The following is a 23,823-nucleotide window of genomic DNA, read 5'->3' on the forward strand; positions in this document are numbered from 1 at the left end:
CGGCCCCCGGCTCCACGCCCCGCCGGCCCGGGCCCGGGGGCGGTGGACGACGGGCGGGCGGCGGGTGGACGACGCAAGCCTCCGCTACGGCTTGGCCGAGCCCGGCTGGGTCGTCGGGATCCGCTGGGTGAAGAACAGGGCGAGGAGGGCGGCGAGCGCCAGGACGGCGAGGGCGGCCTTCAGACCGTCGAGTCGTGCCTCGGTGTTCGCGTCGAGCGCGGCGTCGGTCACGGCCGGGCTCGCGTCGGCGTCCTCCAGGGCGGTCTTGAGCTGGGCGTCCGACAGGAAGGGCGCCCCACTCTGGAGCTGCACGTTCGCCTGGGTCTTGACCGAGTCCGGGACCGCCGGGTTCTGCTCGATGCTGGTCAGGAACGACGTGGTCAGCGTGGCGATCAGCAGGGACCCGGCGAGCGCCGTGCCGATCGAGGCGCCCAGGTTGGTGACGGAGTTCTGGACGCCGCCGACCTCCGCGCTCTGCTCGTCCGGCACCGCGGAGACGGTGACCGAGCCGAGCTGGGAGGCCAGCGCGCCCATGCCGAGGCCGATCAGCAGCAGCGGGATCGTGACGACCTCCGCGCCCGCGTCCGCGTCGAGCGCGACCATCAGGATCACCGCCCCCGCGAACATGGAGAGGATCCCGAACCGCACGACCCGGCGCGGTGAGACGTCCGGGAGGAGCCGCGGGATCAGAATCGCCGCGGCCAGGAGGGTCAGCGAGAGCGGCAGGATGCGCGCGCCGGTCTTGAGCGCCGACAGGCCGAGCGCGACCGACAGATAGAGCGGTACGACGAAGAACACGCCCATCTGCACGAGGTACTGGAAGAAGAACATCGTCAGACCGCCGGTGAGCTGCTTGTTCCCCAGCAGGGCCGGGTCCACGAGCGGCTCCCGGCCGCGGCCGACGAGCCGGGTCTCCCAGCGGAGGAAGAGCCAGATGAGGAGCAGGCCCGCGAGCATCAGCCAGACGACCGGCGAGACGCCCCACCAGGAAGGCGCGTCGGGCTTCGGCCGGAACCAGCCCCACTGGGACGAGCGCAGGACGCCGAACACGAAGATCCCGAGCCCCAGGGCGGAGAGCACGGCCCCGACGAGGTCGATGCGCGGACGCCGGTCGGGCACCGCGTCGGCGACCCGCCGGGCCAGCAGCAGGATGCCGAGCACGAGAACCACTTCCCCGGCGAACACCCAGCGCCAGGAGAAGTACGTCGTGGCCACGCCCCCGACGAGCGGCCCCACCGCGATGGCCACCGCTCCGGCGGCGGCGACGAGGCCGTAGGCGGCGGGGCGGCGTTCCACGGTGAAGTTGCCGGCGACGAGCGCCACGATCGCGGGCAGGATCAGCGCGGCCCCGATCCCCTCCAGGAGCGCCCAGCCGACCAGCAGCACCGGCAGGTTCGGGGCGAGCGACGTGGTCAGCGACCCGCATCCGTAGACACAGCAGCCGATCATGAACGCCCGCTTGCGGCCGATCAGCGCCCCGACCTTGCCACCGGGGATCATGAGCATCGCCATCACGAGCGTGTAGGCCGTGATCGCGCCCTGGATCCCCGTGACGGTCGAGTCCACGTCCTCGGCCACGGTGGCGATCGACACGTTCATGACGGAGCTGTCGAGCGCCATCAGGAACTGGCCCGCCGCGAGTGTCAGCAGGACGATCCGCCCCGTTGTCGAACCCTCGTTCGTATCCGCTGTGGGGGTCATGGCCGCATTCTCGCCGTGGTCACGCGGAACGCGTCCGCGACCCGCCAGCGGGGTCAGCCGGGTGGTGGCTCGCCGGGAGCCCCGGCGGGGACGGCCGCACGGTGGCGCGCCGCGACCCGCCGAGGGGAGCCGCCGTACGGGGCCGGCCGCGGCGCGTGCGCTCGCGCCTCAGCGCTCCCGCGGGACCGTGCACAGGGCCCAGATCACGAAGGCGTACAGCGCGATCAGGGTGAGGGACCAGACGGGGTAGTACGGGATCGACAGGAAGTTGGCGATGATCAGCAGTCCCGCGATGCCGACGGCGACGACCCGCGCCCATGTCGCACGCGAGAACAGTCCGAGGCTCACGCCGATGGCGATCACTCCGAGGACCAGCTGGATCCAGCCCCAGCTCGTCAGGTCGAACTTGAAGACGTAGTTGGGCGTCGAGACGTAGATGTCGTCGTTGGCGATGGCCATGATGCCCCGGAACAGATCGAGGACACCGGCGATGAACAGCATGACGCCGGCGAACGTCACCAGCCCGCCGGCGGCTGCCCCGGACGTGGACGACCTGTGGTGCACCGTGCTCGTGGTCATGGCGGATTCCTCACTTGGTCGGTGATGTGCGACGTGCGGTACTGCCTCTCCGAGCGTGCGGTGCGGCCCGGCCCCCGAGATCACCCGAGGCGGGTGAAGTTCGCGGCGCGGTTCCCTGGTGGTCTGGAAGCGGACACACCGGCGATGCGGCGGGCCTCCGGGCGCTCGCACCGGCCGGCGCCGCCCCGGCCCCCGAGGAGGCCGGGCACCGGACCGCTCGTGATCGGGCCGAAGGGAGCCGTACCCCTGCACCCCCGCCATGGCCATGACCATCGTCGGCGCCCGGGCGTCCGGCGAGACCACCCCACGGAGCCGCAGCCATGACCGACAACCAGCTGGACGGACACGACGTGCGGCACCGCACCCCGCAGGAGCGGGCCGCGCTGGGCAAGGCCGCGCGGGCGAAGGCGCCCCGCGCCAGCCACGCCGAGTTCGCGCCCGGACCGGGACGGCCCGACCCGCTGAAGATCATCGAGAAGCAGTCCGCGACCCGGCTGCCCGCCCTGGTGCCGATCCGCTACAGCCGGATGTCCGAGTCGCCGTTCCGGTTCTACCGGGGGGCCGCCGCCATCATGGCGTCCGATCTCGCGAACACCCCGAAGACCGGCCTGCGCACCCAACTGTGCGGCGACGCCCACATGCTGAACTTCCGGCTGCTGGCCTCACCCGAGCGGCGCCTCATGTTCGACATCAACGACTTCGACGAGACGCTGCCGGGCCCCTGGGAGTGGGACGTCAAGCGCCTGGCCGCCAGCCTCGTCATCGCCGGCCGGGCGAACGGCTTCAGCACCAAGGAGCGGTCGAGGATCGTCCGGGCCACCGTGCGGTCGTACCGCGAGAGCATGCGGTCCTTCGCCGAACTCGGCAACCTCGCCGTCTGGTACGCCCAGTTCGACGTCGACTGGGTACGGAACCGGTTCGGGGCGGACCTCTCCGCGCGGGGCCGCGAGCGGTGGGCGCAGGCCGTGACCAAAGCGCTCTCGCGCGACACCCTCCAGGTCTTCGACAAGCTCACCCACGTCGTCGACGGCAGACGGCTCATCGCCCCCGACCCGCCGCTCGTCACCCGGCTCGACGACCTGCTGGCCGGTGAGGCGCGCGGTGGTGACGTGGAGAAGGTCCTGAGCCGACTGATCGAGCACTACGGCCAGTCCATCCAGTCGGACCGGCGGTACCTGCTGGAGCAGTACCGGGTGGCCGACATGGCCCGCAAGGTCGTCGGCGTCGGCAGCGTGGGCACCCGCTGCTGGATCGTGCTGCTGCTCGGCAAGGACGACGAGGATCCCCTCTTCCTCCAGGCCAAGGAGGCCGACGAGTCGGTGCTCGCGCCCTTCGCCGGGGCGAGCGCGTACCGGACGCAGGGCGAGCGGGTGGTGGCAGGGCAACGGCTGATGCAGGCCACCAGCGACATCTTCCTGGGCTGGGAGCGCGTCGAGGGCATCGACGGCCGACGACGGGACTTCTACGTACGGCAGTTGCGGGACTGGAAGTGGGTCCCCGTGGCCGAGGACATGGTGCCCCGCGGCATGCGCACCTTCGGCGCGCTGTGCGGCGCGACGCTCGCCCGGGCCCACGCGAGATCCGGCGACCGGATCGCCATCGCCGCCTATCTGGGCGGCGGCGACAGCTTCGACCGGGCGCTGGTGACGTTCGCCGAGCAGTACGCCAACCAGAACGAGCGCGACCACGAGGCCCTCGTCACCGCCATCAAGGAGGGCCGACTGCCCGCCGAGGAGGCCTGAGGACGGACGTACGGCACCGACCGGGGACCGCGGCCGACGGATGACCGCGGCCGACGGATGACCGCGGCCGACGGATGACCGCGGACGACGGATGACCGCGGCCTACAGATGACCGCGGCCGACAGGCGACCGACAGGCAGGCGACCGAGGACCGCAGCCGGCGGCCCGAGGACCGCAGCCGGACGACCGAGGACCGCGGGTGACAGAGGACCAGGACCGCCGTCGGACGGTGCCGTCAGACGGCAGAGGACCGCCGTCGGACTACCCGGTAGCGGAGGTGGGTCACGGATCCCGCCAGGGGTGCGCCCTGCGGGACCAGTTCGGCCCGCTCCCCGGCGAACAGCGGCGTGCCCCGCCCCAGCAGCAGGGGCACGAGATGGAGGGACACCTCGTCGAGCAGCCCCGCCCCGAGCAGCTGCCGGGCGACGTCCGCCCCCAGGACCAGGACGTCCTTGTCCCCCGCCGCTTCCTTCGCCCGACGGGCCGCTGCCGTCAGCCCGTCGAACGCGAACGTCCCGCCGTTGTCGCCGCGGAGGTCCTCCCTCGTCCGGTGGGTGACCACGAAGCTGGGGACGCCGGGCCACGGCGTGCCGCCCCACAGGCCCAGACCGAGGTCGAAGGTGCGCCGTCCGAGGACGACGGCCCCCACCCGCGCGTCCACCTCCTCGCGGACGCCCGCGTCGACCGCGCCGTACGGCCCCTCCCCGGCCATCCACTCGTGCAGCCGTTCGCCGCCGTCCCCCATGGGTTCCTCCGGACGGACGTCGGGTCCCGCCGTGAACCCGTCCAGGGACACCGATACGTCCAGCACGACCTTGCCCACCCCGGGCCTCCTTCGCTCCACCGGCACGGCGACCCGCCACCGCGGCCCCTCGCCCGCGCACGTCCGACTCCGACCGTGCCGCGGCGGGACGGCGACGTCCACCCTGCGCCGAGAGCCCGGCCGAGCGGGCGGCGAAACGCCGGTCCTGCTGCGGGAGTCCCGGGATCACCCGGCCGACGGCCGAGTCACCCGTCGCACCAGGTCCACCCGGGTGGACCTGTCACCTCACACGGTTCTCGCCCGCTCCGGGCTCCTCTTCCTCCTCTTCGTCGGGGAGGTGGACGTCGTCGACGGCGATGTTGACCTCGACGACCTCCAGACCCGTCATCCGCTCCACCGCGCCGATGACGTTGGAGCGCACGTCACCCGTCACGTCGACGATCGAGACGCCGTACTCGACGGCGAGGTTCAGGTCGACGGCCGCCTGACGCTCGCCGACCTCGACCTTCACCCCTCGCGAGACGCCACTGCCGCCGCCACCGGGGACCCGTTCGCGCATGGCGCCGAAGGCGCGGGACACACCCCCGCCGAGACTGTGGACGCCTGGCACCTCGCGGGCGGCCATGCCCGCGATCTTGGCCACCACGCCGTCCGCGATGGACGTCCTGCCCCGGGTCTCCGCCGGGGCCCCCGCTCCGGTGCGGCCCTTCAGCGTGCTCACGCCCGCACCGGGCCGGTCGCCCGAGCCGGTGCTGCCGGTGCTGCCGGTGGTGCTGGTGGTGCTGGTGGTGCTGGTGGTGTTGTCGGTCATGACGATCGCCTCGACCCCTGTTCGATGATCCGTGCGGCCCCCGAGTACCCGCACCTCTCGAGCCGCGAACGATCCCGGCATGATCGAAGAGGCCGATGTGGGCGATCTGCCGGTTCCGCCGATGCGGTTCCGCCGATCCGGTTCCGGCCCCCGGCTCCCGGCTCCCGGCTCCCGGCTCCCGGCTCCCGGCCCGGCCCTCCCGCCGTCGGCGCGGGCCTGCGCCGGGCAACCGCCTCGATCCCCGCCGCTCCGGGACGCGGGGGGAGTAGTTTGGAGGGCGAGGATCCTTCGCACACCGGCGTTCAGGCCGGTCTCGTCCTCCTGGTTCGACCACACCGGGTGCTTCGCGCTCGAGGCAGGTTCCGCCCTATGGCCGCCGAAGCCGCTCACCTCTCCGCTCGTGCCCCGGCCGCGCCGACGGTGTCGTCGTACCCGGCGGTCGCCCGTCAGGTCGCCGACGCGCTCCGCTGGTTCTTCGCCTGCGAGGAATCCGGGGGATCCCCCGCGGGGCGCGAAGACGGCGGCTCGCGCGCCAGGCCGGACGCGGACGGCAGGACCCGCTGACCGCCGTCCCTCGGCACAGCCGCCTCCGCGGCACACCTCCGTCCCCGCGGCACGTGCGCCTGTCCGGACTGCCCGGCCTGGCCGTCCCGGCGGCCGTCATGCGCCCGGCGAGCCCCGGATCCGCGCGCCCTGCCCCCGGCCACCGGCCCCGGTCACTCGCGCAGAGCGGGCGACCGCCGACGACCGGCCGCCGACGGCCGGTCACCGACCGTCGACTCGCCGCCCACAGACCACCGCCCGCGGCCACCGGCCACCGGCCACCGGCCACTGATCCGACCGCCGCACGGCGGCCGACAGGAGCAGACATGACCACCGCACTCGAGCCCCCGCTTCCGTCCCAGCCCCTCCTCCGCCTGAGCCTGGCGCCCCGCGGCACCATGCCTCGGCCCATCGACGGCGCCTGGTGGCCCCGCTCCTACGACCTGCTCACGGAGCTGCCCCGTCTCCTCGGCGGACTGCCGCCCGAGTGGGGTCACATCACCAGCGTCACCGTCAGCGGGGCGAAGTGGTCCGCGACGCCCGGCCGGACGCTCGTCTGCAATCAGGTCGTACGACTGCGCAGAACCGTGGCGGCGACCGCCCCGGACACCGTCGTCCTGCTCGCGCCCGGCCAAGGGCGCTGGGATCTGCTGGTCGTCCCTCCGGACACCACCGAGGAGGCCGCCCTGTCGTTCATGACCGCCGCGGCGGACACCCCTTCCTGACCACGCCCGACGGGCACCCCCTCCTGACAACGCCCGACGGGCACCCCCTCCTGACAACGCCCGACGTGCGCGTGCCGGTTCAGCCGCGCGGGCTGTTCAGCCGATGGGCCCGGTCCGCCGGTCCCGCCGAGGAGTAGCCTGGAGGTACCGAGGATTCTTCGCGCACCGGCTTTCACGCTCGTGTCGTTTTCGGCGATTCAATATGCCGGGCCGGTCACCACCGGCCCGGGGCAGGGTCGGCTTTCATGACCGCGACCGTTTTCCCCTCGCCGACACCGACACCGGAAGTCGAAGACCGGAGCTCCTCGTCCCCGCTCCGTCTGTCGCTTGCTCCCGCCGGTCCCGTCCCGGCGCTGCTGGACGGCGCCTGGTGGCCCCGTTCCCGCGACCTGGCGGCCGAACTCCCCTCCCTGGCAGCCGCGTTGGAGCCACGGTGGGGGCGGATCACCCGGGTCACGGTGAACCCCACCCACTGGCCGGTCGTCCCGCGCAAGGTGCCCGTCGCCGGGCACGTGGTGAAGGTGGGCTGGTTCCTGACCGAGCAGGACCCGCACGAACTGCTGCTGCTCTCCTACCGCGTGGGCCGCTGGAACCTCCTCGTGGTCCCGCCACGGACGGATCCCGCCTCGGCCGCCTGGCTGATGTCCGCCGCGAGCGACCCCCTGGGCACGTCGACCGCGAGCCGCCTGATCGAAGAGGCGGCGCGTCTGCGGACCTCGTCCGAGAGCGGCGCGGCCGTGGAGGCGGTCCGGGAATCCGAAGGGGGACCTGCGGCCGGGGAATCCGACGTCGGACACGCGGCCGGCGCCGGGGCCGCGGGTCCACGGATCCCGGACGTCACCGGCCCGCTGCCGCATCAGCCGACGGCGAGGTGAGGGCCGTGGAGACGTTCCTCACCGTGGTCGCGATCCTCGCGATGATCGCCGTCGGGGTGCTGCTCATCCACCGGCTCAACGCGCTGCACGAGGACCGTGCCGCCGCCTTCCACTACGCCCGCTCCGGATCGCCCGTCGCGGGCCCGGCACCGGCACGGGTCCGGTCTCCGGCGACGCCGCGGAAGACTCGCGGCCGGCCGGAGCCGAGCGTCCCCGACGGCCGGACGAGACCGACGCGACGAGACACTCCGGACGGATAGGCCGTCAGGCCGTCGAGCCCGCCCCGTCCTGTCCTGCCCCGCCGAGCCCTCTCCCCGCCCCGCCCCGCCGTCTCGTGTCGCCGGTGACGCGGGGCGGTCAGTCCCCAGCCGCAGCCTCGCCGTGAGTCTGCGGGGCGGTCAGTCCCCAGCCGCAGCCTCGCCGTGAGTCTGCGGGGCGGTCAGTCCCCAGCCGCAGCCTCGCCGTGAGCCGCCGCCGACGTGCCGCGCACACCCCGAACGAGGAGATCCAGGTGATGCCACTCCTCATCGGCTCCCTCGACCGACGCCCGGACACACCCCCGCCGAGCCGCGAGACCCGCCGACCCACGGCCGCACCGGGACCCCGAGGATCAGGGGAGCCGCCCGGCCTCGTGAAGCGCGTCGAAGACCAGCTCGTCCACGGCCGAGACCCGGTCCCGATCGGCGTGGCGGAACCACGCCTTCTCGGCGATCTCCCTCGACGGGATCAGCTCACCGCGGTGATCGGCGGTGTAGCAGATCATGCGGAAGGGATCGTGATCCGGATGGCCCTCGCCGATCTCGAACGTGCCGAAGCGCACCATGGAACCGGGGTCGATCGTCGCCCGCAGTTCCTCGTCGATCTCCCGGACCAGCGTCTCGCCGTCGGACTCGCCCGGCTCCCGATGACCGCCCGGGAGGTAGAAGCGATCCCTGCCATGACTGCGCGTCACCAGCACCCGTTCGTCCCGGACGAGGACCCACGCCACCTTCTCCGGCACGCCGCCGCCACTCACCATGGCCAGCGACCGTACCGGAGAACACCGTCGACGCCGGTGAAGTCACGCGGCCGGATGCTCACTCCGCCCCATCCCTGCCTGACCAGCGACGAGCACGATCGGTGCGGCCTCCGAACAGCAGGAGCTCCACTCCTGGCCGATCACTGACCGGCGACACCCGGCGTCCGTGAACAGAGGCATGAAAAAGACCCCGACGACCGCCGCCGTACCGGGGCCAGGGCGATGGGCGACCGCTGACGATCCGGTCCCTCCCCGGCCGCTGCGGCAGAGGAACTCAAGCCGCCCTGCGCGGCATGGACAAGTGACTGCGGAACTACCTGACTACGGGAGGTCATCACAGAGGGCGTGAACCAGCTCCTCGAAGCCGGTGACTTCCACTTCGGCCGCTCCCAGCACTCTCCGGTCGATTTCGACCATGCGCTCCTGGGCCTCGATCGCCGCCGTGTCCGGAGGCGACTGCGCCTTCAAGTGGGCGAGCTTCGCCTCGTCTTCCGTCAGGTCTCTCTGCAGGCCCTTCTTCCGCTGCTTCGCGTGCTCGAGTTTGGCTTTAGCTGCCTGGCACTGTTCGTGAGGCATGTTGCTCCCTAGCCGTGCGACGTTGCTCCAGCCTTACGGCCCGGCAGCCACCGTGCACGTCAGCCTGACCCAAGTGGGTGCCTCGCCGAGCCCCCGCATACCGCCACCTGTCCCGGACGCTCATCCCCTCCCCGGCGCGCGCTCCGCCAGCCGCAGCCAACACCCGCAGTGCTGCCCGCCGGGCACTCAGGAACGTCGACGGAGAGACACCGCCGCGTGAACGCCCGGGGGCGACACAGCCTGATCAGCATCGGGCCTACGATCGACGCGACCCGCGTCGGTCGGTGACTGCTTCCCCCCGTGCCGGCCCGTTGTGGAGGGGACCAGCCCGTTCGAGCCGGGCCGGGTGGGGGAGCGGCATCCGCCTGGCTAGGCGCGCTCGGCCGATCGGGTAGCCGTCCCGCCAGCTTCACCTGCGCGCTTGAAGGTCATCACCCAGCGCTCCTCAGGGCGTGAGGAATCTTCATGGACCCCGGCCAGTTGCCAGCCCTCCGATTCGATCACCGAGGTGTAGCGGTTCTGAATCCGCTGATCCGAACTGGCCAGTCGGTGAACGTAGGTGGTGTCACCCCGTTCCCGTGCCGCGAGAGCGCCTTGAGTCATGCGCTTGCGCGCCCAATTCTGGAACATCCCCATGTCCGACCTCTCCCTGCCACATCGGGCTCCACGGCCCGGCCACGGGGACGACAACCGGTGGCCGGCCTCGCTCCTGGCTTGGCGTAGCAGCCACCTTGTTTTCTGGGTTCACCTGCGGTCATGTTCCAACATCCCGCCCCGCCCGGTCCACAGACCCCGACGTGCGCCGCCTCGAGCCGGACACGCCTGCACATACGCGAAGACCCCGCCCTCAGCGTTTGCGCTGGTGTCGGGACGAACCCGGGCACACGGCTCGGGAGGCCTGTTGGCAGTCGGGCAACGCGGCAGGTCACGGCAGGTCACCGCCCTGAGTGCGCCGGATCGGGCGGGCCGAGCCCACCGATGGTCCACGGCCGGAACAGAGATCGGCTGGCGCCACTGATATGGGTGGTGCAGTGAGGATCCCAGGGTCGGCGCAGTACCCCGGATCTCCGTCACGCCAGAGACCTCAACCATGGAGAAGGTTGCCTCCCGCGTGAGAACCGGCGCCCCGTCCCGGGCGATGGCCGCCCTGAGGCGCCTGGCCATCGGTGCACTCCCACTCGTCGGCCGCACCCGACATCGCCGCAGGTCTTCGCCACCGCGCCCGCAACCCCGCCCACTTGCCCCACTCCAGACACCGCGTGCCCCACCCCGGTGACATCGCGAGAACGACGCACCCGTGCCCGTCGTCCGGCCAGCGGGCGCGATCCGGCGCGCCTGCCGGCCTTTCCAGCGAATTCAGCAGGTGGACCTGCTGGAGATCTTTATTCCGGTGACACTGTAGGCGTTGGCAAACACGGTCGAGCTGTTCGGAGAAAGGCAGATCGAGGTGCCGTCCTGGAGCCGCAGATACACCACGTCGTCGTTCCGGGTGTTCATGACGCCGTAGTGCGGCCGGGGCGTGACGGCCTGGTAGGTACTGGTGACGTCCTTGTACTTCGAGATCGGCGTGCCCGCGAGCAGGGCGTTGTTGTCCACGTAGAAGCAGACGTAGGGGTACGGACAGCCGTGGGTGGGGGCCTCCGCATGGGCTGCGGACGCGCCGGTCACGGAGATGGCCGCGACGGCCACGCTCACCCCTGCGAAGCTTGCGACCTTCCGGATGACGGACTTCATCGAACCTCCAAAACTAGATCAACTGTTCGAGCCTGCTCGCGACTGGCGGCGAGCATGACAAGTCAGGAGCGTAGTCGGGGCAGACGTAGGCTGCTGCCACGAACTACCCATCCCCTCAAGGCTCTTGAAGACAATCACGCTTGGGATGGGCCGACGCAGCTCAGCTACTCGCTGCGGATGCTCCTGCCGGCTGCACGGAAGATCTTCTGGTTGATGCGCACGATCACGAAGAACGCCATCGCCCTCAGGCAGGACCCCGCGCGCCACAAGGGGCAGCCGGACCGATCACACCCTGCGGATGTGGTGCGCGCTTCCGACCCGGAAGAGCGGGAGGCCGAGGACGGTCAGCAAGAGTCACAAGGGCTGCCGCACTCCGCTGCCGTACGCACGACAGAGGCCCATTCACGATCCCGTGAATGGGCCTCTGACCAGCGTCGGGGTGGCGGGATTTGAACCCACGACCTCTTCGTCCCGAATGAGGTTCGGGTGGTGATCTTGCCAGCGTAGACGGCGTTTGCGCTGTTCAGGGCGTCGGGATGTCGTGGTCACAGGTGGCCTCGAAGAGGCTCGGGGAGCGGGTCGGCTCCCAGATGGCTCCCAAGGGGACCGTAGCCAACGGTCGCTGGGGCCACCTGTCCCGCCACATCGGCACGCGCTGAATACGTGTGCGCGACGCTCGTGCGACGGCTCAGATCACCGTTGAGGGAGCGTGCTTGCTCAGGTAGCTCTTGAAGGTCTTCCTGATCTCGGCCTGGAGATAGCCTGCCTGCGGTGAGTTGGGTACCACGTCGGGCTCGAAGCCTCTCTTTCGGGCATCGAGGTACCGCACGATGCTCGACGATCTGGTGTTGGCGACGAAGAGTTCGTTCTGGGTGCGGATGTCGGCGCGCAGCCCCTCGAAGTTCCGTGCGAGGCCGATGCCGAGGTTGGAGACGTAGTACTTGCACTCGACGATGAGGACACTCTGACTGCCTCGTGGTGCGATGCCCTGCGCTCGGCTCAGGGCGGCTTCCTCGGCTGGCAGCACCAACACGTCGCACTCGTGCAGGACGCCCGAGGAGCCGGTCACATAGACGCCGAGGTGGACTTCAAGGGCGGGGGCACCGTCGAACTCGATCACGGCGTGGGTGAAGGGCTGGCTGTTGCCGTACAGGTGACCGGGCCCTGTCCGGAAAACAAGATTGCTGGCCTTCGCCCCATAGACGTCTTCGTAGGTGACAGTGGCACCATGCCGACTCGCGGTGGCGACGATCAGGGAGAAGATGAAGCCCTCGTAGACGTCGGACGGCTTCGAAGCGGAGTCGTACGACACCGCCCCCGCAGCCAGAAGGGTCTTGATCTCGTTGACTAGGTCATCGACCGTGCTCAACTGACCACCTCCCTCGTCACTTCGGACAGTAGCTGGCTGACGCGTGTACGTCGCTCAGCCGGCACCCGATCTCCCCGGAACTCAGTTCGGCTACGGCGCGTTCGAGTGCTTTCGTCTGGCTCGAACACGACCCCCTCAGCCATGCTCCGGCTGCCAGCGTCGCCTTCGGGCTCAGACCGGAGCGTCTTCAGCACCTCCAGTTCCATTTCAGGCAGGTCGACGAGCACGCGCTTTACCGCATCAAGGAGGAGTTGCACACGTTCCTCCTCTGTCATGGCTCGCGTGGCGATGACCAGGGTCCCTCCCTTGCGTGAAGACTCGTACTCTCCGAGGCCAAGCATGCTGCGGTCAACGACCTCGTATCGAGCCGCTGCTGCAGCCGGACTCGTGGCGGGGAGGTTATCGCCGCGGCGCTGCTGGCGTCGGCGGAGGATCTTCTCCTCCGGTACTCCCGCGGCGATTGCCGCGTCGACATCGTCGAGCACCCAACTTAGGGCGGTGTCTTGCAGCGCTTCGCGGAGCTGCCCTTCCACATGGCGTAGTTCGAACTGGTTCATGTCCCCCTCGTATCAGTAGCCTTCGTCTGACGTAGCCAGTCGGTTCACGGTTCTTCCCCGGGCTGTGCTCGAAGGAACCGCAGTTAGCCGTCGATCAGATTCCGGAGTGCCTCCAGCGACAGGCGGGCTTCCGGAGCGGTAGCTCCACCGGATAATCGGACACCCTCGCCTTCCAGGACGGGTTCGCCGACGTTTCCTTCAGCGCTACCAGAGTTTCGCGAGCGACGGAGCCTCCTCGATGGGGTCGTCTGGTCCAGCCAGTGTCCACACCTCATCGGAGAGGGCGATGCTCGGTGCATCGCCATGTTCGGGGCGTCGGCGGGTGACCCGTTGACTGACCCATTCACCGTCGCGCGGCACGGGCAGGCCGAGGCTACGGGCGATCGTCGCCTGTCGACTGGCGCCGCCGAGCACGAGGATGCCATCGCCGCGCAATGTCTCCCGGGCAGTTCGAACTCGCTTCGGGCCATCTGCGGTCACGGCGACGGTGGAGATCGTGGTTCGGTTGAGTAGCCGTCCTTGCGCGAGCCTGAAGAGGTTGTTCACCCGGGCCTGGCTGCCGCGCCGGCTCACTTCGGTGGCGAAAATCTTCTCTCGAAGCGGCGCCGGAAGGTGGAGAAGGGTGTTCTCCGGCAGATGCGCGTTGTGGAAGAGCCAGGTGACGGCCTGTCGGCCTGCGGCCGAGAGCGTGCGCTTGAAGTCGCGGTTGGCTGCTCCGCTGAGGTGGCCGGGTCCGATCCGGATCAGTCCGAGGCTCCAGCAGGACCGCTCGTCGTTGGCTGACACGAGCAGACACACCCTCCCGACCTCCCCGGGCGTAATCGTCCATGTCGCACCAGTGGTGAACTTCAGTACTACCTGCTGGCGTCCTATCGGGAGGTCGGTGGTCTCCTGGCCAGGCGGGAATCCCCAGGCCGCCGTGAGCTCGTGAGTGACCTTGGCGCCGAGGTAGACCTTCTCGGATTTCCCGAGTGTGGCCGGGTCGAATCGCCCCGTTCGCCGTCCGTCGAGCACGCTGTCGAATGCGTGGCGCAGGGCGTTCGCCGTTGTTGCCTCGAAGTCCGGCATGCCGCGGAGGGCATCCGCGACGGTAGCCACGTCAGAGGAGCCAGAGCTGCTTTCAGTTCCTGCGGCGGCGGCAGAAGGGCTGCTGGTCGCGGCTGCGATGTCGGAGTCTGCCAAGCGGGTCGCTGCGACACCCTCGTCCGGAAAGGACGGGATCACGGTGGTCGGTTCATCCCGTGCCGGGCCGACGGACGGAGCCGGAGCTCGGCGCTCGGCGGCGGCCAGCTCGTCGCGCAGTGCTTGGAGGCGCTTCTCCTTGCGCGCCAGGCGGCGCTCGATCCGTTCCACCTTGCTGCGAAGGTCGCGGTTCTCTCGCAGCACGTCCAGGAGTTCCGGATCCGGGCTATCGGGCGTCGGCTCTTGCGATGGTTGTGTACTGCCGGCTGCCAGCGTGGCCCGCGCGTTCACCAGGTGCTGCCTGACCTCCTCGGTCATGCCTTCCTTACGCTCTGGTGGAGCGAGTACCGCGATGATCGCGTAGATCAACGAGGCGTTGTTCTGGAGCCCTCTGCCTCGAAGCCGGTCCGAGAGCACCTGATACGACGGAGGGCGCGGGCCTTCCCGGTGCTGCGCCAGCAGTAGCTGTTGCAGCCCTTTCAGCTGGACTCCGCTGCTGTCGACCAGATCACGCAGCAGCCCCACGATCTCCCGCATGGGCATGCAGAGTTCCGTGTCCACCTCTGACCACTGACCGCCCCGTCTTCGGCGCGCCACGTCCTCGCCCCCGCCCCTTCGATCTCCTCAAAAGAGTATTCAATCTATCTGATCGGAAGATCGAACTTCCGGGCGTCGTGGACGTCCGGCACCGTGGTCACCCCAGCCGCAAATCGCTACGTGAGAAAGGACGTCGATGCGTCAGCGCACGGCCGATCTCTTCGCCTTCGCCATCATCGTCGGCACGCCCGCTGCTCTGATCGCCTTGAATCTGCCTTCCGATCAAGTCATCGCGAGCACCTCCGCCGCGGCCGTTCTCTACTCGGCCTGGCGCCAGGGTGGAGGCACGCCGCCGTCACAGGGCTCCGGGGGGCGGCATGGCGCTGGCTCTGGTGCCGCTTCCGACTCCGGGGCGGTGTCCGAGTCGGAAACCCGCCCAGGCCGGGGGCCTTCGGAACAGGTCGGCTCCCGGGGCCCGGCATAGTGCCGATGTCTCTACGCCTGGCGTGACAGGTCGCCCACCAAGAGGTCGAGAGTGGCCTCCTCATGGAGCGCGACGCCGAGGGCGGTCATGGCAGGGGCGAGATCCGAGTCCCAGCCCGCGTCGACCGGCTGGCCGTCGAGTGCCAGTTGAGGGATGTCCTCGGCCTGACTGCGAGCGGCCAGATGCTCGTAATCCGCGGTGCCCATGCGCCACGGCCGGGCTTCGTAGCGGCGGATGACCCGGTTGGCCAGAGCGATCCCCGGCCAGTCGAAGTCGCCGTGGTACGCGAAGCGGCAACCCGTGGCGGCGAGGGCGTCAAGAAGCGTGAAGACCACGGTGGCGGCGCTGCCGGACGTGCACACGAGGGGCTGGACGCAGGCCGCGTCCGCCGCGGCTTCCACCACGCGCGGATTCTCACAGATGTGGATCAGCGTTCCGGCGGGCAGTTGCAGCCGAAGGTCATGCAGGTCGCGTGGTGTGACGTGAACTTCGGCGTGATGGTCGGCCCGCTCCCGTAGGGCGCGCTCCCGCCAGCCCTCGCCGTCGGGCCGCAGCCCGTACGTCAGGACTGTGCTGGAAACCTCGTCCGGAGTGACGGACACCAGCCGCCACAGAGCTCGTCGACCGGCCGCGTCGTCGGGGAACTCAGTGCCGTGGGCGAGGGCGACGCCGCGTTGGACGAGACGTGCGAGCCAGGTGCCGTCGTCCAGGCCGTGCGCGGAGCCGGTCGTCATGGCGGCGAGTTCTCCTCGACCGCGTGTGCCGTTGCGTTCGGGTCCGTCGGGTCCGAGGAGAGCGGTGAGGACTTGGACCGCCTGCTGGAGTGTCCATATCGCCGCTTCGGGCGTCACTCCTCTCGGAACACCGGAACGGCGCAGCAGGTCGTACCACTGCCGGGGCCATTCCTGGTCGGCGAGTGGGGAGGCGTCCAGTGACGAAGCAAGAGACGACCACACCTGTTCCCGCCGTGCCGCCACGTCCGCGCGGGCGGCACGGCGGTCGGTGAGTGGCGGGCCGAGTTCCTCCAGGGTCTGTCTGAGGCCGAGTCCGGCGGCCGAGGCGCGTAGCCGTGCGTCGAGCACGTCGAGCCGTATGGTCACGGCGGCACCTGTGAGGGGTTTGCCCAGCAGGAGAGACAGGTCGTTGCGTTCCTGGGCGTTCATCGCGGTCAGTCGGAGCGAACCTGTGGCCTGTACGCCGTTGCTCTCCAGGCGTTTGCGTGCCCCCTGCCAGAGCCGGGTGAGTCCAGGTCCCGTCAGCCAGTCGCGCGTCGCGGCGGGCAGCCCGCTCATACGGACACCAGACGCCGGTGCCGGCCGTTCCAGGTGTAGTGCAGGGTGGCCACGCCGCGTACGTGGGGATCACGGAGGCACTCGTAGATGTGCAGGGACGGAACCTCGGGCCAGTTGCCCATGAGCCGCTCGCTGGTGAGGACGAAGTCGAGATCGAGGTCGACGAGGATACGGCCCAGCCGGCCGTGGGTGGGCTCGTCGACCTTGGCGAAGGCGTCATCCAGGAGGATCAGGCGTGGCGCGTGCGGTGCCGACTCGGCGAGGCTCGTGAAGTGGGCGGCAGCTGCGGCGAAGAGCACGAGGTAGGAGAGCACGCGTTGTTCGCCCTGGCTGAGCCCGGTCCGGCCGGTCAGTTTCCGACGGCGGCCCGGGGCCGCGTCCTCGACCACGAAGGTGTGGAAGCGGAACCAGTCGCGGTAGTCCAGCGCGGTCCGCAGATGGGCGGCGTAACCGGCTGACGGGTCGGCACGGCGGGCGTCCTCGATCCGGCGTTGCAGCACCTCGCGCAGCTGCTCGGTCTGGTCGCGCGTCCTGAGGCTCGACGGACTGCGCAGCAGCTCGACGGCCGCGCGCACATCCGCGTCCACGTCCTCGTCCAGCTTCCACAGCAGCTCGACGCCGAGTCCGTGGGAGGTGCGTACGGTCCTCAGGGTGTCGTTGAGAGCCGCGACCAGGTTCGCCGCGGTGATGACCTGCGCCGAGAGGTGGTCCCCGAGCTCACCGGTCAGGAACCGCTGGAAGACCTCACGTTCGCGCTCGGTGAGCCGCCCCCGGGCCTCCGCGGCCTGAACCGCGATCCGCTCGCCCACGGCCGCAACGTCATGGGACCCGTGGTCGTCGACCAGGCGGCACACCTTGATCCCGTCGCGCTCCTCCAGCTGCGCATCGAACCCGCCGGCCAGTTGGTCGCGCAGATCGGTGTGACGGTTGAGCAGGGTGCTGTCCGACACCTCGCCCTTCGGGCGGCCGAGGGCCTGCTCCACGGCTTCGGCGAGGGCCCGCAGCGCGCGCAGACGGCTGCGGACGTCCGCGCCGGGATCATCCGATACGTACTCGGGCAGCGAGGACCGGTCAAGGCCGGCGCCGAGCACCACCTCCGGTCGGCCGAGAGCACCGCGAAGAGCGCTGCCGGTGTCGATGACCACCGTCTCCTGGTCCGCCAGGCCCCCGCGCAGGCGCTTCTCGTCCTCTTCCGCGCGCACGCGCAGGTCGTGGAAATCGTCACGAGCTCGTTGTGCCGCGGGGAGCGCTTGGACGGCGTTCGCGATGCGCTGCTTGGACTTCTGCTCGCGGGAGAGGATTTCCTCCTCGGACGACCCGATGGCCTCCTCGCGGGTGCGCAGGTCCTGCTCAGCGGTGCGCAGCCCGGCGAGGTGGAGCCGGTAGCTCTCGTCCGCGGCCAGGCGATCCTCTCGGGCGCGTCCGTACCGGTCGGCATCGGCCTGGTTCGTACCGAGCCGCTCGCCCGTGCCGCTGACGGCCCTGCGCAAATGTCCGATACCGCTGAGCAGACCAGCCAGTGCGGTGCGCACACGGTCCAGGGAGGCGGGGTCGCCGGGCAGGTCGTGGGCGGTCGCAGTGGAATCCGCCTCGGTCCGCGCCGATACCGCGAGAGCGCGTGTCTCCTCGGCCAGCCGCGCCGCCCGGGTCGCCTTGGCGGTCAGTTCGCGCAGGGTCCGCTCTGCTGATTCAGTCCTGCTCCATGCGTCCGCGAGATTCCGTGCCCTGGGGAAATCCCGTTCCGCGAGCGTGAGAGCCCGACGCGTGGCATCGGCTACGGTGAGCTCTTCGCGGACATCGGCCAGCCGCTGTTCCGTCTGCGCGATCCGCTCCTCCAACTCTGCGAGGATGCGGCGCCGAGTCTCGGCGCGTACGGCGGCCCCCACGTACTCGGTGTCGCCCTTGTCGTGACGACCGTTGAGTACGCCCAAACGCCAACTGCCGTCGTAAAACACCGCATTGTGCGCGGAGGTCTCCTGTGCCGATGCGAGTGCAATGGTGGCCAGCAGACTCTCCACCTGCTCGGCCGTGACGCCGCAACCCGGTTCAGGGGCTGGGCGCAAGGCCAAGGCGAGAGTCGGCCAGTCGGACAGCGCGGGACCCGGCTGGAGAAGGGTGTCCCGGGTGCGCGGGTCGAGAAGGACGCCGCCCGCGCTCACCCACGCGTCCAGGATGCCACTCGCCTCCAGCGCCCCTTCCAGACCAGCTCGGTCGGCCGGAGCCAGGTCTTCCGCGAAGTCCACGAGCCGGTAGAAAGGTGCTCCACTGCCCGGCGTCCTTGCGGCGGCGCGATGGTGCGGGGCGGGCGGCTCGGGGTCGGTACGTTGCTCCCAGTCCCGCTTCTGCTTCGCCAGGTGGTCGAGTTCCTCGCCGAGCCGGTTAACGCTGAGTGCCAGGGCGTCCCGGCGTCCGGTGAGTTCCTCGCCGTACGGCTCCAACGCGGCCTGAGCTGTCCGCCACGCCTGGTTGTCGATGTCGGGCGGCAGTGTGCGGTCCGCGAACGGCGCGTCGGTGGAGGTCTCGTGGCCGACGGTGGCGTGGACGGCATCGAGTGACGGGCAGTCGATACCCAGCGCGGTCCGCGTGCGCGCCACCCAGTCGGCGACTTGGCGGGCGTAGGCGCCGCTCTCCTCGGCGACCTTCTGACGGCTGCCCTCCAGATGACCGGCGGCCTCTTCCGCCTCGCCCTCCAGCCGTTCCCGCTCGGCATCGGACTGAGCCGCCGCGGCGCGGGCCTCGTCTGCCCGTGAGATGAGGCGGGTCACCTCCTGAACCATCCGGGCCCGGTTTCTCGCGACCGCCTCGGCGTCCTCCAACTGGGTCTGCCAGGACCGCAGCCCTTCCTGCGCCGTGACCGTGTCCACACGGGTCACCGACCGGTGCCGTACGGTATGCGTCTCCCCGTCCGGAGTCGTCAGCTCGGTCTCGGTGGCCTGGGCGAGAACCATGCGCGGCAGAGCCACCGCCTCGCCGAGATGGCCGGTGGGAAGCCCGGCCTTCTCCGCCTGCGTCAGCAGCTCCCGGTGTTCGGTTCCCAGCTCGGCCAGTCGGCTTCCGAGGTGTTCGACACCTTCGGCCAGCCGCTCCGCCGAGCCCTCCTCCGCGTCATTTGCGTTCCGCAGGGTGGTGAACGCGGCCGCGGCGGCGGTGTGCAGCGCCTCCACCGTGCCGCGGCGCTCCGACAGTTCGCGCAGGCTGTGGTAGGCGTGACTGGCGTGCAGGGCGGCCAGGTCGGTCCGGGCGGCCTGTTCCTCCTCGCGCAGGGTCTCCAGTCGGCCCTCCGACTCCTCCTCCTGCGTCCTCAGGTCGCTCGTCCGCTGTGCGGCGTCTCCGGCCGCCCGGCGCCGCTGAGCGAGGACGCCCAGCTCGTGGCTCACTCTCTTGGCGGAGGTGCGCAGGACCCCGGCCAGGTAGCCGCGGTAACTGGTGAGGAACGTGCGCAAGGCCGCGTCGGTGCGTTCCAGGCGGCCGAGTTCGTCCCGTACGGCGTCGAGGTCGTGGAGGTTGCGCGCCACCTTCTCGACCACGTCCTCGTCGAGCCCCGGCAGGGTCTCGCTCAGCAGGGAGACCAGGCCCCCGTGTTCGATCCGGTCGCCGACCGTCGGGCGCCGCAGCCGGTGGAGGAGCTGGGTGAGGTTGCGGTAGCGCGTCGTGTCGGTGATGCCGAACAGTTCCCGGGCCACGCGTGAGCGGTGCTCGACCGCACGGTCGGTCGTGTTGTCGGAGCCGACGATCTCCTTGAGCCGGTCGACCGGCAGCGGCTTACCGGCTTCGACCAGGTGCAGGTCCTCACCGATCCGCAGCGGGGTGACGAAGAATGTCGGCAGCGCCTTCTGCGTCGACTTCGAGGCGCGGATGGCGGCACCGAGCGTCAGGTGGCGGTGACCGCCGTCGTCGGCCGTGCCCCGGAACTCCACCCACAGATACCCGAGACGGTTGGTCTGCTCGAATCCGTCCAGCATCAGCCAGGCAAGCGTGGTGCGGCCGGTGCCTGTCGAGTCCAGTGCCCGGGAGTCGCCGTCCAGAAGATACGGGAGCAGCATCTCCAGGGCCTTGGACTTGCCCGCGCCGTTCTTGCCGCGCAGCAGCAGCCGTCCGTCGCCGAAGGAGAACTCCTGCTCGTCGTACTGCCAGACGTTCTGGATGCCCGCCCGGTGCAGCCGGAAGCGGGTGCCGGCGGTCGTCGCAGGGCCGGCGGGTGTCGCAGCGCCGGAACGCGGCAGCGGAACGAGGCCACGCGCGTCGGTGGTCATAGCGGCAACTCCTCTTGAACGTCAGTGCCTTTGCCTGCTGCAGTAGCCGGGCGCACCGTGACGTGGGTGGCGTAGCGGGCCGCTGCGGCCAGCAGTACCCAGCCGTCGCCGCCGGGCCGTGCGCCATGGACATCGGTCACCGTGCGTCCTTCCGACGCCTCTTCGACGTACCCCTCCGGAAGTCCTTCGCCCTCGGCGCGCAGCTGGCCCGCGCGGGCCATCAGCCGCATGCGGACCAGCAGGTCCAGTACGGCCTCTCGCAGGGAGGGAAGGCCCTCCAGGTAGCCGCGTTGCCAGTTGCTGCGCTGCCCGTACTCGGCGATCAGCTCGGCCAGCACCTCATCCACCAGGCCGTCCGGGACGGCCACCCCGATGACGAGCGTCCCGCCGGTCGCCGGATGCCCCGGTTCCTGCGGCCGAAGCCGTTCCACGAGTCGTTCCGCCAGCAGCAGCGCGGCCTGTGCGACGGTCCCGGTTCCCGGCAGGTGCAGATCCGTGAGCTCCTCCTCGGGGTCCACCAGTGCCACGCCCTCGGCACGGATCTCCATCTCCAGACCAAGGAGTTCGGAGAAAGCCTGGGCTTCCCGGCGCTGCCGGGTGCGGAGCCAGTCACGCTCGGCGTCGGTCAGCTCGTCGAGGTGGACGACGGGTGTCTCGACGAGCATCCGGCGCACGTAGGTGCGTGGTCCGCCGAAGCCCGGGTCCGCAGCCCGCCGGACCAGGTCGGCGCCGTCCCGTGCTTGGGAGAGCGGGCCGGCGACAACCACGCGTGCCAGCTCCCGATCTATCGTGATCAGGGCTTCTTCGCCCGCCTCCTGCGCAAGCGCGGTCACATGGCCCTCGGTCTCGATGAGCACGCCCCAGTCGACGAGCTGGCGCAGAGCCGCGACCAGGGTCCGCTTCCCGGCCGCCCGGCCCGTTTCCTCCAGCTCAATCCCGGCGTCGGCTGCGGCAGCCCTGATATCGGCGACCAGGTGTGACAGCAGCATCTGCTCGGGCGCGGTCACCAGCACGGACAGGGCCAGCGCGAGGCAGGCGTACGTGTGTGGGGTGAACGGGGTGCCGGTGGAGCGCTCCAGCCGATGACCCGAACCCGCCCCCAGCCCCGCCTTGAACAGCCGGGCGTAGGAGCTGTCGACCAGCAGGCGGTAGCCGAGCACCTGCTGGAACCGTTTGCCCAGCCAGTCGACGTGCCTGCGGATCAGCGGGAAGAGGTCGGCATGAGGGCCGTCCGACGCGACCAGCGGGTGGGCGAGCAGCAGCCGGGCGGCGGTGCGGCGCTCGGCGGCCAGGGCTACGTCGTGAGTCGAGGGGAGGGTCATGACACGCTCGCCTCCGCTTCGCCGTCGACCGCGGCGGAGGTGCGACCGATGTCCAGCTCCAGGTCGTCCAGCAGCAGGTCGCCGTCGGCCGAGTACAGCACCGTTCGCGTGCCCGCCGTCCGGCGCACGGTGAGGCGGATACGCAGTTCGGCGTCTTCACTGCTGGCCGAGTCGAGGTCGAACCCCGCCGTCCTCTCCCCGTCCGTGCTGACGGGCCTGCTGAGCTGTGCGTTTCCGAGCGCTGTGGCCAGCAGCTCCAGGAGCAGGCCGAGCGCCGCTGACGTGAGGCGTACCTCGCCGAACCGGCCGGACGCACTGCGCAGTTCGTCGGCCGCCGCTGCTCTGGCCGCTGCCCGCTGACGGGCTGCCTCCCTCAGCAGCTGCTTCTGCGCGGAGTGGTCCTCCACCGCTGAGGCCCGGCCACGCTGGGCCCGGCTTCCTCTTTCGCGCAGGGCCACCGGCACCTCGACCATCGGACCGGTCCACCAGCTTGTGTAGGCGGGCACCACCTCGTCGGTGGCCGGAGGTATGCCCAGATGGCGGGCGCCGTACAGCCCGAAGGCGGCGACGGCGATGTCGTGTGCGTCCCGCGGCGCCGCTTCGTCGAACCAGCGGGCCAGCCGCAGCAGATCCCTGCGCCGGGACATCTCCCCGGTGGCCGACCGCAGCATCCGCTTGGCGTTGGCGAGCAGAGACTGCAACGCGCGCAGGGTGGCGTCGCGTAGCTGGTCGACCTGGCTACCCTGGCCGTCGGTGTTGCTGAACCAGCCGCGCAGGCCCTCCCAGTCGGCGAATTCGCGGCCCCGGCTGCGCTGGATCCGGACCTCGGGGCGGCTTTCGCCCTGCGCCTGCGTCGAGAGCCCGGTGAGCCCCTGGGCGTGGGAATCTAGCCGGTCCAGCAGAGCCGGGATGTGCGGCCACAGGGTGTCCAACGCCGCCGAGATCCGGGGCGCGCGGAACGCCACGTCCTCCGTGATCGCCTCGACGTAGTCCAGGAGTAGCTCCTTGAAGCCCTGGTACTCGGCGCTGTCCAGGTCGTAGCGGGACAGCACCTGGCCGAGGTAGGCGTAGAAGTCGCGTATGGAGTCCGCGAACTCGGTGAACTGCACGAACAGCGTGCTGATCCGCTCCAGTCCGTCCTGCGGCTCGACGCCGCCCGGCGCGGTCACGAGGTCGGCCAGCTCCCGTAGTCCGCGCTCGACCAGTGCCAGCAGTTCGTTGCTCACCTCGCGGGCGGCGTCGGCTTCGGCCAGGACTCCGTCGGCGTCCCGCTGGATACGTTCGCCCAGTTTCGACAGCTGGTAGCGCGAGCGGGAACGCTGGTACTCGCTGATGCTGGACGCGTTCACCGTGTGGCTGCTGCGGAGCAGGTTTCCCCACTGGACCAGCTGTTCCAGTCGGACTGTGAGGGTGTCGGCGTCGAGTCCTGAGGCGGAAGCACCGGTCTGGCGCAGTTTCGCCATGATGTCCGGGACTGCGAGATCCGCCAGCAGCGTTCCGCAGAAGACCCGCATGATCGCGACGTGCTCCAGCCGCTCGGGCGCGCTGAGGTACGTGTACGCGTTTAGCCGCCGCCGCGCCTCCTCGTCGGCGTCCTGACCTGCACCGGATACTGATGCCCCCATGCCCGTGAGGTTACGCGGCGCAACTGAGCGCCGCCGGTGGGTGGCCGAAAATGCCACGGACGTGTGCCGGCCCGTGGCGATTCCCGTGGCAGCGGCCTGTGCGGCATGGGGGCGTCCGGCGTCCCCGGCTCACCC

At 70.4% G+C, this 23,823-nt stretch carries 20 protein-coding genes; 5 read left to right on the forward strand and 15 right to left on the reverse strand.

Translation table 11 applies throughout. The features are described 5' to 3' along the window. Positions 1-84: 84 nt before the first annotated feature. Positions 85-1,701 carry an MFS transporter gene (locus tag J2X68_RS15845; protein ID WP_310433181.1) on the reverse strand — a complete coding sequence of 539 codons (1,617 nt, stop codon included), beginning with the start codon at positions 1,699-1,701 and terminating at the stop codon, positions 85-87. A 168-nt stretch (positions 1,702-1,869) separates the two neighbouring features. Continuing rightward, entirely contained in the window at positions 1,870-2,280 is a 411-nt protein-coding gene (locus J2X68_RS15850; RefSeq protein WP_310433182.1) for a hypothetical protein, read from the reverse strand. Between the two features lie 320 nt (positions 2,281-2,600). Between J2X68_RS15850 and J2X68_RS15855 the strand changes: the two genes are divergently transcribed. Beyond that, positions 2,601-4,022, forward strand: coding sequence for a DUF2252 domain-containing protein (locus tag J2X68_RS15855; protein ID WP_310433183.1), 1,422 nt, complete (start codon positions 2,601-2,603; stop codon positions 4,020-4,022). A gap of 235 nt (positions 4,023-4,257) precedes the next feature. Here J2X68_RS15855 and J2X68_RS15860 read toward each other — a convergent pair whose 3' ends face one another. Together J2X68_RS15860 and J2X68_RS15865 are read right to left on the reverse strand one after the other, a co-directional pair. Beyond that, a complete protein-coding gene (locus J2X68_RS15860; protein ID WP_310433184.1) occupies positions 4,258-4,845 on the reverse strand; it encodes a dihydrofolate reductase family protein in 588 nt (195 codons plus the stop codon). A 220-nt stretch (positions 4,846-5,065) separates the two neighbouring features. Next, positions 5,066-5,596 (reverse strand): Asp23/Gls24 family envelope stress response protein, encoded by a 531-nt coding sequence (locus J2X68_RS15865; RefSeq protein WP_310433185.1) that lies wholly within the window; start codon positions 5,594-5,596, stop codon positions 5,066-5,068. A 369-nt stretch (positions 5,597-5,965) separates the two neighbouring features. Here J2X68_RS15865 and J2X68_RS15870 point away from each other — a divergent pair, with 369 nt between their 5' ends. From J2X68_RS15870 to J2X68_RS15885, 4 genes are all read left to right on the forward strand, one after another. Further along, a complete protein-coding gene (locus J2X68_RS15870; protein ID WP_310433186.1) occupies positions 5,966-6,160 on the forward strand; it encodes a hypothetical protein in 195 nt (64 codons plus the stop codon). 305 nt (positions 6,161-6,465) lie between these two features. Further along, positions 6,466-6,864 carry a DUF5994 family protein gene (locus J2X68_RS15875; RefSeq protein ID WP_310433187.1) on the forward strand — a complete coding sequence of 133 codons (399 nt, stop codon included), beginning with the start codon at positions 6,466-6,468 and terminating at the stop codon, positions 6,862-6,864. 245 nt (positions 6,865-7,109) lie between these two features. Further along, entirely contained in the window at positions 7,110-7,739 is a 630-nt protein-coding gene (locus tag J2X68_RS15880; protein WP_310433188.1) for a DUF5994 family protein, read from the forward strand. Between the two features lie 5 nt (positions 7,740-7,744). Further along, on the forward strand, positions 7,745-7,999 hold the full coding sequence (locus J2X68_RS15885) for a hypothetical protein (RefSeq protein WP_310433189.1): 255 nt from the start codon (positions 7,745-7,747) through the stop codon (positions 7,997-7,999). Between the two features lie 350 nt (positions 8,000-8,349). Here the strand turns inward: J2X68_RS15885 and J2X68_RS15890 are convergent, their stop codons facing one another. From J2X68_RS15890 to J2X68_RS15940, 11 genes are all read right to left on the reverse strand, one after another. Next, entirely contained in the window at positions 8,350-8,757 is a 408-nt protein-coding gene (locus J2X68_RS15890; protein ID WP_310433190.1) for an NUDIX domain-containing protein, read from the reverse strand. Positions 8,758-9,078: 321 nt separating this feature from the next. Next, a complete protein-coding gene (locus J2X68_RS15895; protein ID WP_310433191.1) occupies positions 9,079-9,333 on the reverse strand; it encodes a hypothetical protein in 255 nt (84 codons plus the stop codon). Positions 9,334-9,702: 369 nt separating this feature from the next. Continuing rightward, on the reverse strand, positions 9,703-9,969 hold the full coding sequence (locus J2X68_RS15900; protein ID WP_310433192.1) for a hypothetical protein: 267 nt from the start codon (positions 9,967-9,969) through the stop codon (positions 9,703-9,705). Between the two features lie 720 nt (positions 9,970-10,689). Further along, positions 10,690-11,067: a hypothetical protein gene (locus tag J2X68_RS15905; protein WP_310433193.1), complete on the reverse strand. Its 378-nt coding sequence runs from the start codon at positions 11,065-11,067 to the stop codon at positions 10,690-10,692. Between the two features lie 688 nt (positions 11,068-11,755). Continuing rightward, entirely contained in the window at positions 11,756-12,436 is a 681-nt protein-coding gene (locus tag J2X68_RS15910; RefSeq protein WP_310433194.1) for a hypothetical protein, read from the reverse strand. Next, complete coding sequence (locus J2X68_RS15915) at positions 12,433-12,993, reverse strand: hypothetical protein (protein ID WP_310433195.1); 561 nt, start codon at positions 12,991-12,993, stop codon at positions 12,433-12,435. The genes J2X68_RS15910 and J2X68_RS15915 overlap by 4 nt, the downstream gene beginning before the upstream one ends. A gap of 204 nt (positions 12,994-13,197) precedes the next feature. Beyond that, positions 13,198-14,712 carry a NaeI family type II restriction endonuclease gene (locus J2X68_RS15920; RefSeq protein WP_310433196.1) on the reverse strand — a complete coding sequence of 505 codons (1,515 nt, stop codon included), beginning with the start codon at positions 14,710-14,712 and terminating at the stop codon, positions 13,198-13,200. Between the two features lie 495 nt (positions 14,713-15,207). Further along, on the reverse strand, positions 15,208-16,488 hold the full coding sequence (locus tag J2X68_RS15925; RefSeq protein WP_310433197.1) for a TIGR02679 family protein: 1,281 nt from the start codon (positions 16,486-16,488) through the stop codon (positions 15,208-15,210). Then, the gene (locus J2X68_RS15930) at positions 16,485-20,741 is read right to left on the reverse strand and encodes a TIGR02680 family protein (protein ID WP_310433198.1); all 4,257 of its coding nucleotides are present in this window, start codon (positions 20,739-20,741) and stop codon (positions 16,485-16,487) included. Before J2X68_RS15930 ends, J2X68_RS15925 begins: the two co-directional genes overlap by 4 nt. Continuing rightward, entirely contained in the window at positions 20,738-22,063 is a 1,326-nt protein-coding gene (locus J2X68_RS15935; protein ID WP_310433199.1) for a TIGR02678 family protein, read from the reverse strand. The genes J2X68_RS15930 and J2X68_RS15935 overlap by 4 nt, the downstream gene beginning before the upstream one ends. Then, positions 22,060-23,688, reverse strand: a complete 1,629-nt coding sequence (locus tag J2X68_RS15940; RefSeq protein ID WP_310433200.1) for a TIGR02677 family protein — start codon at positions 23,686-23,688, stop codon at positions 22,060-22,062. Before J2X68_RS15940 ends, J2X68_RS15935 begins: the two co-directional genes overlap by 4 nt. Between the last annotated feature and the right edge of the window lie 135 nt (positions 23,689-23,823).

It is taken from the genome of Streptomyces sp. 3330 (assembly GCF_031456635.1).
Lineage (GTDB): Bacteria > Actinomycetota > Actinomycetes > Streptomycetales > Streptomycetaceae > Streptomyces.